An 18,407-nucleotide genomic window follows, 5' to 3' on the forward strand; every position below is an offset into this window, starting at 1 on the left:
AACGTCACTCGTGAAACGGTGCCAGCGGCGATGGTTTGCGCAAAACGCACAGTATACACCCTGGCTTGGGGGGCGTGCCTGCCTTGGCGTCTACGCACGGCGGCGTGCGTACTTTTCCTTGCCGTCACCCGGCGTCAGGGTGTTTGGCTGTGCTACCATAGCGCCTCCCGTGAACCGATACACGGCGCCCGTCGCCGACCAACGAGGTTGATTCAGCCATGGCCAAAACGTCCCTGGACAAGAGCAAGATCAAGATCCTGCTACTCGAGGGCGTCCACCAGAGCGCGGTGGACAATTTTCTCAACGCCGGTTACACCAACATCGAAACGCTCTCGACGTCGCTCGACGAAGAGGCGCTGATCGAGAAGATCAGCGACGTTCACTTCATCGGCATCCGCTCCCGCACCCAGCTCAACGAGCGCGTGTTCGCAGCGGCAGAGAAACTGGTCGGGGTGGGCTGCTTCTGTATCGGGACCAATCAGGTCGACCTTACTGCGGCGCTCAAGCGCGGCATCGTGGTCTTCAACGCGCCTTACTCCAACACCCGCTCGGTGGCCGAACTGGTACTCGCCGAGGCGATCATGCTGCTGCGCGGCATTCCCGAGAAGAACACCCGCGCCCACGAAGGCGGCTGGCTCAAGAGCGCCAAGAACTCGCACGAAGCGCGCGGCAAAACCTTGGGTATCGTCGGCTACGGCAGCATCGGCGCTCAGCTCTCGGTGTTGGCGGAGTCTCTCGGCTTCCACGTCATCTACTTCGACATCATCACCAAGCTTGGCATGGGTAACGCAAGTCAGGTGTCTTCGCTCGAAGAGCTGCTGGGTCGCGCCGACGTGGTCAGCCTGCACGTGCCGGATCTCGCCTCCACGCGCTGGATGATCGGCGCCAAAGAGATCGCGGCGATGAAGGATGGCGCCATCTTGATCAACGCCGCACGCGGCAGCGTCGTCGAAATCGAGCCGCTGGCCGAGGCGATTAAATCGGGCAAGCTCAACGGTGCCGCCATCGATGTCTTCCCGGTCGAGCCCAAGGGCAATAACGAAGAGTTCCAGAGCCCGCTGCGCGGTCTGGCCAACGTGATTTTGACCCCGCACATCGGCGGCTCCACTCTGGAAGCACAGGAGAACATCGGCATCGAGGTCTCCGAGAAGCTGATCACCTACTCCGACAACGGTACCACCATCACCTCGGTCAACTTCCCCGAAGTGGCGCTGCCCGCCCACCCGGACAAGCATCGCTTGCTGCACATCCATGACAACGTTCCCGGCGTCATGTCGCAGATCAACCGCGTGCTGTCGGAAAACGGCATCAACATCGCTGGTCAGTTTCTGCAGACCAACGAAAGCGTCGGTTACGTGGTCATCGACGTCGACAAGGCTTACGGCGCCCAGGCGCTTGAGGCCCTGCGCGACGTCGAGCACACGCTAAAAATTCGCGTGCTCTACTCGGCGCAAAGCTAACCGAGGTCGAACTAGCCTGCGGCTAGCAAAAAGCCCCGCGTAAACGCACGAACGGCCCTTCGAAAGAGGGGCCGTTCGCGTTTATGGGCACATGGCTCAAGAGCGAGGGCAGCCAACAGTGACCAGCGTAGCCGAGACGAACTTATTTCCTTGACCCCAACAAGAGTAGCACGGGATTTTATACTAAAGTATTAGTTGTCAGTCATCAGTTAAGTGGTTAGGGTGTGAATACGTGCTCAATCCTGATTCGGAATTTATAAGATGGGCTGAGCTTAGCGAAATGAAAAACAACGCCAAAGGTCTTCCTCGATGAAGATATTAAAGAATGCTGCTCTCCAAGTGATGCGCTATTTCCTCGTGCTTTGTATGGCTGTCATAACCCTTTTAGTGTTTTCGAATGTCGTGATGCGGTATGCCTTCAATAGCAGTATCTATATTGCAGAAGGTATTTCTTCTCTGCTTTTCGTTTGGCTGACGTTTATTGGCGCCGCCCTGGTTCTCTATGAGAAAGGGTTGATCGCTGTCGATGTCATCGTCGCTCGGCTGCCCAGGCTTTATAGCGAAATATGTCGATTCATCGTCGAGATCGTCATATTGGCAGTAGGGCTTTTGTTGCTTAAGGGTAGTTGGCATCAAATGATACTGAATAAGGAGGTTATTTCCAGCTCTACATTGCTTTCATCGGCTTTTCTATATGCTTCTGGCGTCGTTTTTTCGACTTTAAGTTGTTCTTATATTGCAGTTTGTATTTTTAAAAGAGTGAGATTGTTACGCCTGAGTTTCAGTGAGTTAAAAAGTTGATGTTAAGCTTTTTTATAGGGAGAGCTCGAAATGACCGTACTATTCTTTAGCGCTTCGCTACTGGCTTTTCTTGCGCTAGGTACCCCGATTGCGTATGCCTTGATCGTTAGTGGCATCGTGTTGATGTGGCAGATAGGCTTGTTCGATGGACAGATCATTGCACAAAACATGATCAATGCCGCGAACAGTTTTCCAATGCTGGCCATTCCTCTGTTCATTTTAGCTGGCGAGGTAATGAATGCGGGGGGGTTATCGAAAAGAATCGTTCACCTTGCTAAAACGTTAGTGGGCCATCGTAAAGGAGGCTTGGGGTATGTCGTGATCTTTGCTGGCGTGCTTTTATCGAGCCTTTCAGGCTCCGCCCTGGCCGACGCCGCGACATTGACGGCATTGCTGCTACCCATGATGATCAATTCAGGTTATAGCAAGCCGACCTCAGCAGGATTGGTCGCTTCAGCGTCCATCATTGGCCCCATCATTCCACCCAGTATCGGCTTTATCGTTTTTGGCGTCGCTACGAATTTATCGATCAGTAAATTATTTCTAGCGGGAATTGCTCCGGGGATCATGATCGCAGCGGCTTTATGTGTCGCATGGAATATCATAGCAAGGCGTAACGATTTCGAAGTGCAAGCACCTGCTTCCTGGAGTGAAAGGGGGGCGGCACTGTTGGATAGCGTATGGGCGCTATTACTACCTGTCATCATTCTAGTCGGACTTCGTTTTGGCATCATGACACCGACGGAAGCCGCTGCGGTGGCCGCCGTATACGCTATAGCCGTGTCCTGCCTCATCTATCGAGAATTGACGCTTTCCATGCTGTCGGACATTGCCTTTAGTGCGGCAAAGACGTCGGCAGGGGTCATGTTTCTGGTGGCGGCAGCAGCCATTCCCGCATGGATGATCACGATTGCGGATATTCCCGGTCAAATCATCGGCTTGATCGAGCCCATCATGGATCATCCCAAACTTCTCGTGGCTGCCGTCGTTCTGGTGATATTGATCATTGGTACCGCCATGGATCTTACGCCCACCATTTTACTGTTAGGTCCCATTCTGGTGCCGGTCGTTGTCAGCGCGGGTGTCGACCCCATTTATTTCGGTGTCATTTTCATGATTACAGGCGCTATTGGTTTGATAACGCCTCCCGTAGGGACGGTGCTGAATGTGGTATGCGCCGTCGGACGGCTAGAGTTCAGCGCGTTAACGAAAGGTGTGATGCCATTTTTAATGGCCGAGATCGTCGTGTTGGCAATCATGATTGCCGTGCCGGAGGTCGTATTGTTGCCCGCTGCCTGGCTATCGAGCTGACATAAAAAAGCGGTTAACAATTTTTCAACAACAAGTAAATCACTTTAATACAACGACAGGAAAAAACCATGAAAAAACTATTGATGGCTCTTCTCGTACTCGGTGTGACCTCTTCTGTTCAAGCGCAGGAGTATCGCAACCATACGATAAAGTTCGCAGCGACTGGGCAAGAAGGGACGCCCCCCGTTCAGGGAATGCATATTTTTGCAGAAAAACTGAGAGAACGAAGTGGGGGCCAACTGAATACACGTGTGTTTGCGAATGGTGCTTTAGGCGGGGACGTTCAGGTGCTCTCCTCGCTCAAGGGCGGAGTGGTAGAAATGATGGTGTGGAATGCCGGAAATATGATCAATGAGGTTCGAGACTTCGGTATTTTGGACCTGCCTTTCATTTATCAAGATCCCGAGGTCATGGATTCACTACTGGATGGAGAGGTAGGTGATCACTTGCTGGAGCAGTTGCCCGCGCATAATGTCGTAGGCCTCGCTTTTTGGGAACAGGGCTTTCGGCTTTTGACTAACAATGCACACGAGGTCGAAACTTTGGAAGACATCGAGGGGCTAAAAATTCGCGTTCAACAAAATCCGCTATTAGTAGATATGTGGAGAGCGCTGGGCGCCAACGCAACGCCCATGCCTGTCACAGAGCTTTATACTGCGCTTGAAACGGGTGCCGTGGATGGCCAGGAAACAACGGCTCCCTTCATTCTCGGATCCAAGTATTACGAAGTTCAGCAATATATAACGCTAACGCGTCATAACTATAACCCACAAATTGTCTTGATCGGAAAGCCATTCTGGGATCGTCTCAACGAAGATGAGCAGGCGCTAATTATCGATGTCGCCAGAGAGACGGCCATCGAACAGCGAGAAATTTCACGCCGCGCACAAACCGAAGCGCTGGATGAAATTCGTGCAGCAGGAAATGTTGTAACGGATGTTAGTGAAGAACAGCGGCAAGCCATGTTGGATACTCAGTCGGACGTTATTAACGAGTATGTTCAAACCTTTGATCCTGAGCTCGTCGACGATGTTTTCAATGCCGTTGGCTATAGTGTCGATTAATAGTGTCGATTAAAAATCACCTTTGAGTTTTGTATCATGATTATTTCTTACGCACAATTTTCACCTATCCATGGTGATCCGGTAAAAACAATTGATTTGGTCGCACAAAAAGTCAGTGAAGCCGGTCGCAACAACGCAAAATTGATTGCATTTCCCGAATGCTTCTTGACGGGCGGTTCTTTCGACTCACGTGAATCGTTAGTGGCTGCTGCCATTAATGTAGAGCGTGGGGACCTGAGTCCTATTTTGGAAGCGGCAAAAGCGTATGATATTTACGTTGTTGTAGGCTTCTATCAAAAGAAAGGCAGTGACGTTTTTAACTCGGCTGCCTTGATTGGACCAGAAGGGATTGTTGGTATTCACCATAAAATGCACTTGCCCTTTATGATCGGGGACCGCTTCACGGATATTCCCGAGGACTTCCAACCTTCGGTTTATCACACGTCAATCGGCAAAATTGGCTTGGCCATTTGCTACGAAATCCGCTTTCCTGAAGTTTTTCGCGCCCTTGCTCTCGCGGGGGCCGAACTTATCGTTTTACCCGCTGCGTGGCCAGAAGCGGCCCGCTTGCTACCGGACATTTTTAGTAAAGTAAGAGCTGCAGAGAACTTCACCTACTTTCTGTCTTCCAATCGCAACGACCTAGATGATGGCATGCAATTTATGGGGTCAAGTCATCTGATTGGACCTGACGGTACTGAGTTGATCAATAGCGGGATGCAGGACGGAATATTCTATTACGACGCTGACCTGACCCTGGCTAGAAACAAGTCGATCATTCGAGACCCGGGTGTATACGAAGTACATCCCTTCAAGGATCGTCGGCCCCAAGACTATACGTCATTATCTAGCGAGGTTTTCTGATGTATACGGGCTCTTTTTTGAATCTGGATAAAAATAGTTTTGGTATCAATGTTTACTCAGCGTCTCCAGCCGTCATTGAAATCGCAGCAAACTGGGGGCTTGATTTCGTATTCATCGATACCGAGCACAGTGTGACGGGCATTGATGCAATGCTTGAAAAGCTGGTGTTGACGGCCCACGCTGCGGGTATCGCTTCCTGTATCCGTGTGCCTGATAGCCATGCCGTTTCGCTCAGAAAAACGGTTGAAATGGGGGCCGATGGTATTATTGTACCCCAGGTAAACTCTAAAGATCAGATGAAGGCCATTATTGATGCAGTGAAGTTTCCTCCCTTGGGGCGGCGCGGAGGCGATGGGTCGGTCAGAAGCGCGGTCTATGCAAGTCGCGATTTCACTTGGTCAAGCTATATAGAAAGAGAAAATAGCCGGTGTAAGATTATACCGATGGCTGAGAGCGTCGGGTTTTTCGACAATATTGATTCTATCCTTTCTGTTGAAGGAATCGATGCTGTTCATTTCGGTCCCGCTGATTTCGCTTTGTCATGCGGATGCCCTGTCGACTACTCGATGAAAGTGCCGGAAATTCGTGAGGCGGTAGAGATACTGTCGGCCAAGTGTATTGAAAGGAAAATTCGATTGATGCTCGGCTGTGCGCCCGCCACTTCCCAGCAATTTGAAACATTACGTACTTTGGGGGCATCCATGTTTTTGGTAGGCAATGATATGGCGTTCATCAATAAAGGATGCGCTGGCGTTCATGAGTTGATATCGATATTTGGGAACACTCATGATGAAAAATAAGCCTTACCCAGACGTGCCAGAAAAACAGCTACGGTTGATGAGCGCTCTTGCAGGCCTACAGCCTTCTTCTCTGGGGCACCATCTTGAAGATTCTTTGCCTGCCGATATCAAGCTCATGACACCCGCTTCCCTCTGCTTGGGCACGGCCGTGACGGTCTATCAACCCACCAATGATTCGACTCCGGTACACATGGCGATTGAGCTTCTTACACCGGGGGATGTACTGGTCATTGATCGTGCAGCAAGCCAGCGTGTCGCCTGCGTTGGAGAAATGGTGGCCACCGCCGCCAAGCTCAAGGGCGCGAAAGGTATCGTAGTCAACGGACTGATTACCGACCTCGAGCAGGTGTCGACACTAGCAATTCCAGTATTTGCCAGAGGATGTAGCGTGATCACGACCCGCGCGCTCTATTCACCAGGCGCTCAATTAGGCGAATCTGTCACGATAGGTGGGATTGAAATTAAAACGGGTGATATTATCTTTGGCGATGCGAATGGTCTTCTGAGTATCGATCCTCTGGATCCTCGCATTTGGGAGGTGATCGAACTATCGGTGAAAGATGAGATTTTTGAAAAAGAAGCGATGTTTGAGCTACAACATGGGACGTCCTTGGCCAGCTTGAACGGAGTGGATCGCGAGCGATTTTTTAGAGATGTTCATAAAAGCCCGGTCTTTTAAACGTAATGGTGAGTTTCGATTTTAGGTGTCAATTTTTTAATCGAAAAAATGATATTCAAAAAACGTTGTTCAGAGAGGTTTGTTAAAGATATTCATGAAGTCACGCCATCGTAGTTTGTCGTCTCGCGTGGCACTCGAGATGACAGAAAAAATCTCATCCGGTGAGTACGCCGTTGGGGATCAGATCCCTGTTGAATCTCAGCTGATGCTGTCTTATAACGTTAGCCGGAGCGTTGTAAGAGAGGCTATCGCGCTTTTGCGTTCAGAAGGACTGCTGCTTTCCCGGCAGGGAAAAGGAGTGTTTGTTGCGAGCAAAGAGAAATCCGTTTTAAAAATCAACGCCGATAAGTTGGGTGAAATTACTGAGATAATAGATATTCTCGAGCTTCGCCTGGGCGTTGAAGTAGAGTCTGCCGGCTTGGCGGCCGCTCGTCAGGATAAAACCGCCATCGCTCATGTTTTGAGTGTTCTTGAAAAAGCCGAAAATATTGATGATTTCGTGCGTAATCCACGCCAACTCGACTTTGATTTTCATATGGCAATTGCATTGGCAAGTGGAAACAGCTACATGCCGAAGTTTCTTGACTTCATAGGCATGGTTATCATTCCCCCTAGCCAGTTGATTCACAACTGGCAGCCGATGCTGTCGCGCGACTACTTAAGCCGAATGCATGACGAACATAAAAATATTGCCGAAGCCATCAATAAGGGCGATATAGAGGCAAGTCGTCAAGCTATGCGGTTGCACTTGACCGAAAGCTTGAAACGGTACAAAGCGCTGCGCTAAGTTAGTGGCTCAAACGGTTCAGTCTCGAATGAGTGCCGGTCTCTTCGATATCAACGCGGCGACTGGTGTTTTGTATTTGGGGACGCCTTGCTTTAAGATCAGCGCGTTTTTTAACCCGGTCCGCTCTTTGCGAGAGCGACTACCAGGAGATAGGTAAAGATGAGTCCCTCTACCGAAGGACCGCGCATTGTCGTGGCCGCGCTGTACAAGTTCGTCACCTTGGAAGATTTCGAAGCGCTGCGCGAGCCGCTGCGTCAAACCATGGTGGACAACGACGTCAAGGGCACACTGCTGCTCGCCCGAGAAGGCATCAACGGCACCGTCGCCGGTACCCGCGAAGGCATCGATGCGCTGCTGGCTTGGCTGACCGCCGACCCGCGGTTGCACGACATCGACCACAAAGAGTCCTTCTGCGACGAGCCGCCGTTCTATCGTACTAAGGTCAAGCTCAAAAAAGAGATCGTCACTCTAGGCGTACCCGGCATCGATCCCAACGATACCGTGGGGACTTACGTCGAGCCCGAGCAGTGGAACGCGCTGATCGACGACCCCGAGGTGCTGCTGATCGATACGCGTAACGACTACGAAGTGGCGATTGGCACCTTCGAAGGCGCCATCGACCCCAAGACCACCACCTTTCGCGAGTTTCCCGAGTACGTGCGCGCGCAGTTCGACCCTGCCAAGCACAAGAAGGTGGCGATGTTCTGCACCGGCGGCATTCGCTGCGAAAAGGCCTCTAGCTTCATGCTCAAAGAGGGCTTCGAGGAGGTCTATCATCTCAAGGGGGGCGTACTCAACTACCTTGAGAAGGTGCCCGAGGCGCGCTCCAAGTGGCGCGGTGACTGCTTCGTTTTCGACAACCGAGTGACCGTGCGTCACGATTTGAGCGAAGGCGAGTTCGAGCAGTGTCACGCCTGCCGTATGCCGGTCTCGACGCTGGAAATGCAGTCACCGGACTACGTGCCCGGCATCAGCTGCCCCCACTGCATCGATTCGCTGCCCGAAAAGACCCGCGCAGCGGCGCGCGAGCGCCAGCGTCAGATCGAGCTTGCCAAGGCGCGTGGCGAGCCGCACCCCATCGGCCATGACCCGCGCGCCAAGGCAACCGCCGAGGCCTGATCCCAGGCGGCGAGGTGCGTCTATTCGTGGAAGGAGTTTCCGCAGCCGCGACAAAGCGCGCCTTGGCGCGTTATCCTGACGTTTTGACCGTATGAGCAGGGAGAACGTCAGGTGAGTGAAGGCAAGCGTAAATCGGTAGGCCGCCCCGCCGGTGCCGCTAAGGCAGCCGGTGGGCATAGCCAGTCGCTGGTGCGCGGATTGACGCTGCTGGAGTATCTGGCGCTGAGCCCGACGGGGCTGTCGCTGTCGGAGCTTGCCGAACGCGCAGCGCTCGCCCCCTCGACGACGCACCGCCTGCTTCAGGCGCTGCAGAGCCAGGGCTTCGTCACCCAGGAGAGCGAGCAGGGGCTGTGGCGCATCGACGTCAAGACCTTTCGCATCGGCAACAGCTTCCTCGAAGCGCGCGATTTCATCGCCACCAGCCGCCCCTTTTTGCGGCGCCTTACCGCCGAGACCGGCGAAACCGCCAACCTTGGCATCCGCGATGGCGCGACCGCTGTCTTCCTCGCTCAGCACGAATCCCAACAGATGATGCGTATGATCACCCGCCTGGGCTCACGGGCACCGCTGCACGCCTCGGGCGTGGGCAAGGCGCTGCTGGCCTGGATGCCGGAGGACGAACGCACTCGACTGCTGGAAGGACGCACCCTGGAGCAGGTCACGGTCAACACCCTAGCCGACCCGCGCGCGCTGCTGAGCGATTTGGCCCACATTCGCGCGCAGGGCTTCGCCTGCGACCGTGAAGAGCATGCCATTGGTCTGCACTGCGTGGCGGCGTGCGTGCACAGCGAGCACGGCATGCCGCTGGCAGCGATTTCGGTCTCGGGCCCTGCGGCGCGCATTCCCGAGGCGCGCCTTCTCGAACTCGGCGCGCGCGTGCGCGAACTCGCCGACGAGATCACCCAGCAGCTGGGCGGCCAACGCCCACCCACGCCGCACGCCTAATCTTCCATGCTTAGCCTGTTTCTCGTGGCGCTGGCCAGTGCCACGCTATTGCCCGGTGGCTCGGAGCTGTGGCTAGCGCGGCTTTGGTGTGTCGGCGAGCCCGCCGTACTGCTTTGGTTAGTGGCCACGGCAGGCAATACCGCAGGGAGCATGATCAACGTCTGGATGGGTCGCTATGCGCGACGCTTTCAGCAGAAGCGCTGGTTTCCCGCCTCACCCGCGAGCTTGGCACGTGCCGAGCGCTGGTATCACCGTTTTGGCGAAGCAAGTCTACTCTTATCATGGTTACCGATCATCGGCGATCCGCTGACGGTGTTGGCAGGTATCTTTCGCCTTTCTTGGTGGCGCACGCTTGCGTGGATCGTGGTAGCCAAGGGGGCGCGCTACGCCGTGGTGCTGGTGCTGGCCCAGCGCATGTTGGTGCCGCTGTGTACGGGATAGCGAGCGATACTGGGGATACGGCTACGGGGTAGGCATGTTACCCTTATCGGCTTTTCTGCAACGAAACGTTGCCGAAAAGCGTGCTGAAACGAGGCGCATTCCGATAAATGAGACGCCCAGCTGGACGGTCGGCGGGGCGCACGAACAGCTGTGAATAGGTTGCATTAACCCTGCTAGCCGTTAGATTGAAGAAAACACTCGTAAATGGAGGTGGAAGTGTGACGTCAAAACGATTCTTCTCTGGGTTGGGCGTATGGCTAGCGCTAATGCTTGCCATATTCGCTGCGCCGGTCATGGCGCAGACGACCCTGACATCCGATGAGACCGCTGAAGCAAGCGCCGATGCGCCTGCCGAGCCGCACTCCTATCAGGCGCTGGCTGACCTGTTGGAAAACGAGCAGTCGCGGGCCGAGCTGATTCAGCTGCTGCGCAGCGAGGCCACGAGTCTGCCTGCCGAGCTCTCTCCTGAGGCCGCAGCCCAGGGCAGCGAGCTGGCGCCTGAAGACGTTTCTCTGCCGCGCCAGCTGGCTGAGCTGACTAGCCGCGTGGTCACCGACATTGGCGGTCAGGTAGAGCAGGCGGCCACCATCATTGGCGATATCTTTGCCTCCCAAGGCGAGGCGGGGGCATCCACCTTCGACTCTTCCGCTTTCATCCAGGCGGCCATCAACCTGGGTATCGTCATCGTTGCCACCTTCGTGCTGTTCTTCGTGCTGCGCCGCTTGGTTCAGCCGCTGTTCACCCGGGTGAGCAACTGGTCGCGCAATGGCGCGGGAATGACGCCGGTGCTACGGCTGATCTGCTGCGTCATCGTGGCCGCCATCGTCGATGTGTTGGTCGTGGGGCTGGCGTACGTCGGGGGTAACCTCATCGCTACCTTCGCCGTGGGCGAGACGGGCGAGCTTTCCACTCGTGCTTCGCTGTTCCTCAACGCCTTCTTGATCATCGAGCTGATGAAGGCAGCCATGCGCATGCTCTTCTCCTCTCGCTACGAGGGGCTGCGCCTGTTGCCCATTGCGGCTACCGAGGCCTCCTACTGGAACCGCTGGATTGCACGTTTGATCGGCATGGTCGGTTACGGCCTGATGGTCGCGGTACCGCTGGTCAACTTCTACGTTGCCGCTAGCGTCGGGCAGGCGCTGGGCACGCTGATCATGATCGTCGCCTTCATCTACGCGGTGGGCGTCGTATTGAAGAACCGCGTGCGTATTCGCGACAACATCTACACCACGGCGGGCAACAGCACCATGGTCGCCACGCGCGTCTCGCTGCAGCTTTTCGCTCGTACCTGGCACTTCTTCGCGCTGATCTACTTCCTCATGGTGTTCGTTCTGACGCTGACGCGTCCTGGCGACGCCTTGCCCTTCGTGCTGTTCGCAACGACCAAGACACTGATCGCAGTAGTGGTGGGCATTCTCGCTTCCACTTTCCTGACCCAGACGATCGGTCGGCGTATCCACCTCTCAGACGATCTGCGGCGCAAGCTTCCGCTTTTGGAGCATCGCCTCAATAGCTACGTCCCCAATGCCCTCCGCGTGCTGCGTACCATCATCCTGGTCGCCGTCATCATGGTGGTGCTGGATGCCTGGGGCGTCTTCAACATGGCGGGCTGGTACGCTTCCGAGCGTGGCGCCCTGATCATCGATCGCATCATCAGCATCGCGCTGATTCTAATCGTCTCGCTGGGTATTTGGCTGGCGCTGGCGAGCTTGATCGAGCATAAGCTCAACCCGGAAACCGGCGGCGGCGAGCCTTCGGCTCGGGCCAAGACGCTGTTGAGCCTGTTCCGTAACGCCTTGGCCATCGCCATGGTGACCATCACCGGCATGATCCTGCTCTCCGAGATCGGCATCAACATCGGACCGCTGATCGCCGGTGCCGGTGTACTGGGTCTGGCCATCGGTTTTGGCGCCCAGAAGCTCGTTCAGGACGTGATCACTGGGGTCTTCATCCAGATCGAAAACGCCATGAACACGGGCGATGTGGTTACCCTGGCGGGTATCACCGGTACGGCGGAGCGCTTAAATATTCGCTCGGTGGGGATCCGTGATCTCTCCGGTACTTACCACCTGATCCCCTTCTCTAGCGTTAGCACCGTCTCCAACTACATGCGCGAGTACGGCAATCACGTGGGTGAGTACGGTATCGCTTACCGTGAGAGCATCGATGACGCCATCGAACAACTGCGCTTGGCCTACGAGGATCTCAAGGCAAGCCCGGATCATGGCTACAAGATTCTTGCCGATCTTACCGTGGCAGGCGTCACCAGCCTTGCCGACAGCTCGGTCAACATCCGTGTGGTGATCAAGACCACGCCGGGCGACCAGTGGGGCGTTGGGCGGGCCTACAACCGCTTGGTCAAGATGCGCTTCGACCAAGCCGGCATCGAGATTCCGTTCCCGCACACCACGCTCTACTTCGGCCAGGACAAGACCGGTTCCGCGCCGCCCGCCAACCTGCGTATCATGCAGCAGGACTTCACCATCGACGGCAGCCCTGCCGGACAGCCTAAAGCTGGTGATAGCGCGGTGGACGACCGATTTGATCCGCGCCGTAAGCTGAGTGGGCCGGAAGTGGAAGGCCACAACCTGCCCGACGACGAGGACGTCTGACCCTCGATCGTCATCCAGCGGGGCCGCCTTCGGGCGGCCCCGCTGCGTTCGGGCGAGGAAAAACTAATGTTGTGGCACGGCCTGCCGATAAGTTTTTCATAGGCGCTTTCCATCGACCCGATTTCAAGAGACGTGCACGACCGGCATGTTCACCCTGGCGACCAATATCTCCTCGCTCGTGGCGCAGAAGCACCTGCGCGCCAGTCAGCAGGCCATTCAGACTTCCATGCAGAGGCTCTCCTCTGGCCTGCGGATCAACAGTGCCAAGGACGACCCGGCGGGCCAGGCGATCGCCAACCGCATGGGCGCGCAAATTCGCGGCATGCACCAGGCCATTCGCAACACCAACGACGGGATCTCGATGGTGCAGACCGCCGAAAGCACCCTCGACCAGATTAACGACAACCTGCAGCGCATCCGCGAGCTCACCGTGCAGGCGGGTAACGGCACCTACAACGCTCAGGACCTGCGCTCGATCCAGGACGAGATCGACCAGCGCCTGGAGGAGGTCGACCGTCTCGCCGGGCAGAGCAATTTCAACGGCGTGGGGTTGATGGAGGAGAAGACCCTTAGTATCCAGGTGGGCGCCAACAGCGGTGATACCATCGGCGTGCGCATGGCCGCCATGAACGTCGACGCGCTGGGGCTTACCGGCTTCAACGTGCTCGACGGCGAGGCGACCGCAAAACCCACCGATCTGCTCGACGGTGCCATCGGCACCCTCGACCGCCAGCGAAGCTATCTTGGCGCGGTGCAGAACCGCTTCGAGAGCGTGGTCGACGGGTTGGAAAACGGTATCGTCAATCTTTCCGCCGCCCAGTCGCGCATCCAAGACGCCGACTACGCCCGGGAAGTCTCCAACCTGATTCGCGCCCAGATCCTCCAGCAGGCGGGCATGGCGATCCTCGCTCAGGCCAACCAGCAGCCGAATCTCATCCTGCGGCTTCTAGACGGCCTGTAGCGCCCCGCCCTCGATTCATTCCAAGCCATTCTTTCCACGAGTCGTCCGGCAGATCAGCGGGCTTGACCGTGTGCTCGCATTCCTTATCGGAATGCGTTGAGCGTTTTTTTTCGTTTGTGCTCCTCGGTTGAGGTTGGTTTGATAGCGCCAATCACATAAGCCATGACGGAGACTCAGTGGCGATGGAACTTCCCCATATCAGCGCCTCCCTCGGCGTCGTCCACCCTATCTGCATCGCCCGCGGCAGCAATGCCGAAGTGTGGGACGAGGCAGGCAAACGCTATATCGACTTCATTGGTGGCATCGGCGTACTCAACCTGGGGCACTGCCATCCGGCGGTGGTCGAGGCGGTCAAAGGACAGGTCGAAACGCTGATGCACTCGGCGTTCAACGCCGTGCCCCATCGAGGCTATCTCGACGTTGCCGAAGCGCTGAGTCGTTTCGTGCCGCTCTCCTTCGACGTCACCTGCATGCTGACCAACAGCGGCGCCGAGGCGATGGAGAACGCCTTGAAAGTGGTGCGCGCAGCCACGGGCCGTCAAGCGGTTCTGGCCTTCGACGATGCCTTTCATGGACGTACCCTCGCGGCGCTTAACCTCAATGGCAAGGTCAAACCCTACAAGAGCCGCCTCGGTGCCCTGCCTGGCTCGGTCTACCATTTGCCGTTCCCAAGCCCAGATAACGACATCAGCGCCGAGCACGCCCTAGCCGCCATCGAGCGCGTGTTCGAAGTCGAGGTGCCCGCCGATGAGGTGGCCTGCGTCGTCGTCGAGCCCATTCAGGGCGAAGGCGGCTTTCGCCTGCTCTGCCCGCACTTTGCCAAGGCGCTGCGCGCGCTGTGCGACGAACACGGCATCGTACTGATCTGCGACGAGATTCAGTCAGGCTTCGGGCGTACGGGTAAGCGCTTCGGTTTCAGCCATTTAGGCATCGAGCCCGATATGCTGCTGATGGGCAAGAGCATGGCGGCGGGCCTGCCGCTCGCCGCGCTCGTGGGTCGCGCCGAGCTCATGGGGGCGCCGCCCAAAGGAGGGCTCGGCGGCACCTATTCAGGTAACCCCGCGGCCTGCGCCGCCGCGCTGACCGTCATGGAGCTCATGGGCGAGGCGCAGCTGGCCGCTTGGGGCAGCGCGCAAGAGACCGCTATCGTAGCCGCGCACGAACAGTGGCAGGCGCGCTTCCCCATGGTGGGCGCACTCACGGGTGTCGGCGCCATGCGCGGTATCGTCTTCGAGGACACCGCCAGCGCAACTGGCGCCGAGCACTTGGCAGCGCTTCTAAGCGCGGCTCGCGAAGAGGGCGCCTTGCTGATGCCCAGCGGTCGTCGGCGTAACGTGCTGCGCCTGTTACCGCCGCTGACCATGGAGCCCGAGGTGCTGGTCGAAGGGCTTGGCAAGATCGAACGTGCCCTGGCGACGCTGACGGTATGAGTGCGAGGCCATAAGGTGCAAGGCATGATGGATGCGCGGGCGGAAGATAGGGTAGGTACCGACTATCGAGCGTTTCTCGAGGCGCTAAAGACAGCGGGATTCGAAGGCGACATCGCCCCTGACGTCGCGTCGCGTACCGTCTTCGCGACGGATAACTCGATCTATCAGCGCCTGCCTCAGGCGGTGCTCTTTCCACGCCACGTTGCGGATCTGGAGCACATCGCCCGCTTGGCTGCCGAGCCTGCTTATCGTCGCATCGTGCTGACCCCGCGTGGGGGCGGCACCGGTACCAACGGGCAGTCGCTCACCGACGGCGTGATGATCGATGTCTCTCGCCACATGAACCACATCCTCGATATCGACGTGACCAATCGTCGCGTGCGGGTGCAGGCTGGAGTAGTCAAGGATCAGCTGAACACGGCGTTGAAGCCTTACGGGCTCTTCTTCGCACCGGAGCTTTCCACCTCTAATCGCGCGACCATCGGCGGCATGATCTCAACCGACGCCAGCGGCCAGGGCAGCTGCCGCTATGGCAAGACCCGCGACCACGTGCTCGAACTGGATACCGTTTTGCTGGGCGGCCAGCGCCTCGTTAGCCGACCGCTCAGCGCCGATGAAGAGCGCGAGCAGTGCCAGGCCAAAGACCGTCTGGGTGACGTTTACCGCGTTGCCGCGCGCATCATCGATGAGCAGAAAACACTTATCGAGGCGATCTTTCCGCCGCTCAACCGCTGCCTGACCGGCTACGATTTGGCGCACCTGCGCGACGCCGAAGGCCGCTTGAACGTCAACAGCCTGCTTTGCGGTAGCGAAGGCTCGCTTGGCTTCATCAGCGAAGCGGTGCTCAACGTGCTGCCGATTCCGCGCCACGCCACCCTGGTCAACGTACGCTACCCAAGCTTCATGGATGCTCTGCGCGATGCCAAGACGTTGATGGGCAGCGGGCCCATCTCGATCGAGACCGTCGACGATACGGTGCTGACGCTAGCCATGGCCGACTTCGTCTGGGATAGCGTGGCAACGTTCTTTCCGTCAGGTGACATCCCCATTCGGGGCATCAATCTGGTGGAATTCAGCGGTGACGATGCCGCAGCGGTCCAGGCCCAGGTACAGGCATTCATCGACCATCTGCAGCGGGACACGCGTATCCAGCGGCTGGGCGTCACGCTAGCCGAAGGGCGCGAGCAGGTGCAGCACGTCTACGCCATGCGCAAACGCGCGGTGGGCCTATTGGGCAACGTGCGGGGTGAACAGCGCCCGATCCCCTTCGTCGAGGATACCGCGGTGCCTCCGGAGCGGCTGGCCGAGTTCATCGCTGAGTTTCGTGCGCTGCTGGACGGTCACGGCGTGGCCTATGGCATGTTCGGTCATGTGGACGCAGGCGTGCTGCATGTGCGCCCGGCGCTCGATATGAAGGACCCTCGCCAGGCGCGGCTGATTCGTACCCTCAGCGATGAGGTGGCCGCGCTGACCCAGAAGTACGGTGGGCTGCTCTGGGGCGAGCACGGCAAGGGCGTACGCTCGGAGTATGCCCCGGCCTTCTTTGGCGCGCTCTATCCGAGCCTTCAGCGCATCAAAGCCGCGTTCGATCCGTTCAACCAGCTCAACCCTGGCAAGATTGCCTCGCCCGACGCGAGCGAAGCGGCCCCGGCTCGCCAGCGCGATCCGGCGCTATTGGCCGTCGATGCCGTGCCGACACGCGGCGAGTTAGACCGCACCATTAGCGAGCATACGTGGCGCGCCTTCGACTCGGCGGTGTACTGCAACGGCAACGGCGCCTGCTACAACTACGCCCTCGATGACCCTATGTGCCCATCGTGGAAAGCCACGCGCGACCGCATTCACTCGCCCAAGGGCCGCGCAAGCCTGATGCGCGAGTGGCTAAGACGCGAGCAGGCGGCGGGTAACGATGTCGTCGAAGAGGGCCGACTCCAGCGCCGGGTGACGCCGTTCAGGCGGCTTTTGACCTGGCCGGGCAGACGCAGAAGAGGCAAGGGCGCGACGTCGCACGACGATTTTGCCCACGAGGTTTACGACGCCATGGCGGGGTGCCTGGCGTGCAAGTCCTGCGCTGGGCAGTGTCCTATCAAGGTCAACGTGCCGCAGTTTCGCGCCCAGTTTCTCGAGGTCTATCACGGTCGCTACCGGCGCCCGCTACGCGATTATGTGGTGGGCGCGACCGAATCCTTGATGCCCGTGCTTGCGCGTCTCGCGCCACTCTACAACGCGCTGCTGGGCTGGGCGCCCGTAGAGAAAGGACTGCGTTGCGTGCTGGGGCTAAGTGATTCACCCAGGCTATGTGCTCCTCGGCTCGATACCAGGCTCAGGGCACTGGGTGTGCAACAGGCGACGGTCGAGGCGCTTGCGGCGCTAACGCCGCGCGAACGCGAAGCTAGCGTGGTGCTGGTGCAGGACGCCTTCACCACCTTTATCGAGGCGCCGCTGGTGGAGGCCATCGTCACGCTGCTATCGCGCTTGGGCGTACGCGTGTTCGTCATGCCCTACGAGCCCAACGGCAAGCCGCTGCAGGTGCACGGTTTTCTTGGTGCCTTTGCGCGCATCGCCACCCGCCAAGCCAAGCGCTTACAGGCGATTTCAGCGCTTGGCGTGCCGCTGGTTGGGGTGGATCCGGCCATGACCCTGACCTATCGTCAGGAGTACGTGCAGGCGCTTGGGCGGGGTAACGCGCCTAAGGTGGCGCTGTTGCAGGAGTGGCTGAGTGAGCGCCTATCAAAGGCAAAGCCCGCAAGCTCCGCACCATCGCACTACCGCCTGCTGACACACTGTACCGAGAAGACCAATGTGCCCGGCAGCCCGCGTCTGTGGCAGCAGGTATTTTCCGCTTTCGGGCTCGAACTCGAACTCATCGCCACGGGCTGCTGCGGTATGTCGGGTACCTATGGCCACGAGACGCGCAATCTCGCCACATCGCGCACCATCTACGCGCAATCCTGGCAGCCGGTCGTCGAGGCCAAAGCGCCTGCGACGCTCTTGGCGACGGGCTACTCCTGCCGCAGCCAGGTCAAACGCTTTTCGAACGTGCAGTTGCAGCATCCGCTTCAAGCGCTCTTGCAGCACATGGAACGAACGTCAATGTCCATTGACCTTAACAACTGATTTTTAACAACTGACC

Annotated in this window: 15 protein-coding genes; all 15 read left to right on the plus strand. The window is 57.5% G+C overall.

The window, feature by feature from the left end; genetic code table 11:
• Nucleotides 1-218 precede the first annotated feature (218 nt).
• The 15 genes from serA (at nucleotide 219) to ydiJ (ending at nucleotide 18,391) form a co-directional block, all read left to right on the plus strand.
• The gene (serA, locus tag LLY24_RS01490) at nucleotides 219-1,460 is read left to right on the plus strand and encodes a phosphoglycerate dehydrogenase (protein ID WP_259034494.1); all 1,242 of its coding nucleotides are present in this window, start codon (nucleotides 219-221) and stop codon (nucleotides 1,458-1,460) included.
• Between the two features lie 309 nt (nucleotides 1,461-1,769).
• Entirely contained in the window at nucleotides 1,770-2,261 is a 492-nt protein-coding gene (locus LLY24_RS01495; protein ID WP_259034495.1) for a TRAP transporter small permease, read from the plus strand.
• Nucleotides 2,262-2,291: 30 nt separating this feature from the next.
• The gene (locus tag LLY24_RS01500; protein ID WP_259034496.1) at nucleotides 2,292-3,572 is read left to right on the plus strand and encodes a TRAP transporter large permease; all 1,281 of its coding nucleotides are present in this window, start codon (nucleotides 2,292-2,294) and stop codon (nucleotides 3,570-3,572) included.
• 68 nt (nucleotides 3,573-3,640) lie between these two features.
• The gene (locus LLY24_RS01505; protein WP_259034497.1) at nucleotides 3,641-4,636 is read left to right on the plus strand and encodes a DctP family TRAP transporter solute-binding subunit; all 996 of its coding nucleotides are present in this window, start codon (nucleotides 3,641-3,643) and stop codon (nucleotides 4,634-4,636) included.
• Nucleotides 4,637-4,672: 36 nt separating this feature from the next.
• Nucleotides 4,673-5,500: a carbon-nitrogen hydrolase family protein gene (locus LLY24_RS01510; RefSeq protein WP_259034498.1), complete on the plus strand. Its 828-nt coding sequence runs from the start codon at nucleotides 4,673-4,675 to the stop codon at nucleotides 5,498-5,500.
• The gene (locus LLY24_RS01515) at nucleotides 5,500-6,300 is read left to right on the plus strand and encodes an HpcH/HpaI aldolase family protein (RefSeq protein WP_259034499.1); all 801 of its coding nucleotides are present in this window, start codon (nucleotides 5,500-5,502) and stop codon (nucleotides 6,298-6,300) included. Before LLY24_RS01510 ends, LLY24_RS01515 begins: the two co-directional genes overlap by 1 nt.
• Nucleotides 6,287-6,979 (plus strand): RraA family protein, encoded by a 693-nt coding sequence (locus tag LLY24_RS01520; RefSeq protein ID WP_259034500.1) that lies wholly within the window; start codon nucleotides 6,287-6,289, stop codon nucleotides 6,977-6,979. Before LLY24_RS01515 ends, LLY24_RS01520 begins: the two co-directional genes overlap by 14 nt.
• 94 nt (nucleotides 6,980-7,073) lie before the next feature.
• A complete protein-coding gene (locus tag LLY24_RS01525) occupies nucleotides 7,074-7,766 on the plus strand; it encodes a FadR/GntR family transcriptional regulator (protein ID WP_259034501.1) in 693 nt (230 codons plus the stop codon).
• A gap of 159 nt (nucleotides 7,767-7,925) precedes the next feature.
• The gene (gene trhO, locus LLY24_RS01530) at nucleotides 7,926-8,885 is read left to right on the plus strand and encodes an oxygen-dependent tRNA uridine(34) hydroxylase TrhO (protein WP_259034502.1); all 960 of its coding nucleotides are present in this window, start codon (nucleotides 7,926-7,928) and stop codon (nucleotides 8,883-8,885) included.
• Between the two features lie 111 nt (nucleotides 8,886-8,996).
• Nucleotides 8,997-9,830, plus strand: a complete 834-nt coding sequence (locus tag LLY24_RS01535; protein WP_259034503.1) for an IclR family transcriptional regulator — start codon at nucleotides 8,997-8,999, stop codon at nucleotides 9,828-9,830.
• Nucleotides 9,831-9,836: 6 nt separating this feature from the next.
• Nucleotides 9,837-10,271 (plus strand): YqaA family protein, encoded by a 435-nt coding sequence (locus LLY24_RS01540; RefSeq protein WP_259034504.1) that lies wholly within the window; start codon nucleotides 9,837-9,839, stop codon nucleotides 10,269-10,271.
• A 218-nt stretch (nucleotides 10,272-10,489) separates the two neighbouring features.
• Nucleotides 10,490-12,883 carry a mechanosensitive channel protein gene (gene ybiO / locus LLY24_RS01545; protein ID WP_427854526.1) on the plus strand — a complete coding sequence of 798 codons (2,394 nt, stop codon included), beginning with the start codon at nucleotides 10,490-10,492 and terminating at the stop codon, nucleotides 12,881-12,883.
• Between the two features lie 145 nt (nucleotides 12,884-13,028).
• Nucleotides 13,029-13,844, plus strand: coding sequence for a flagellin N-terminal helical domain-containing protein (locus LLY24_RS01550; protein WP_259034505.1), 816 nt, complete (start codon nucleotides 13,029-13,031; stop codon nucleotides 13,842-13,844).
• Between the two features lie 182 nt (nucleotides 13,845-14,026).
• Nucleotides 14,027-15,274, plus strand: a complete 1,248-nt coding sequence (locus tag LLY24_RS01555) for a 2-aminoadipate transaminase (protein ID WP_259034889.1) — start codon at nucleotides 14,027-14,029, stop codon at nucleotides 15,272-15,274.
• A 24-nt stretch (nucleotides 15,275-15,298) separates the two neighbouring features.
• Nucleotides 15,299-18,391, plus strand: coding sequence for a D-2-hydroxyglutarate dehydrogenase YdiJ (gene ydiJ, locus LLY24_RS01560; RefSeq protein WP_259034506.1), 3,093 nt, complete (start codon nucleotides 15,299-15,301; stop codon nucleotides 18,389-18,391).
• The last annotated feature ends 16 nt before the right edge of the window (nucleotides 18,392-18,407 follow it).

The organism is Halomonas dongshanensis (genome assembly GCF_024790395.1).
Lineage (GTDB): Bacteria > Pseudomonadota > Gammaproteobacteria > Pseudomonadales > Halomonadaceae > Vreelandella > Vreelandella dongshanensis.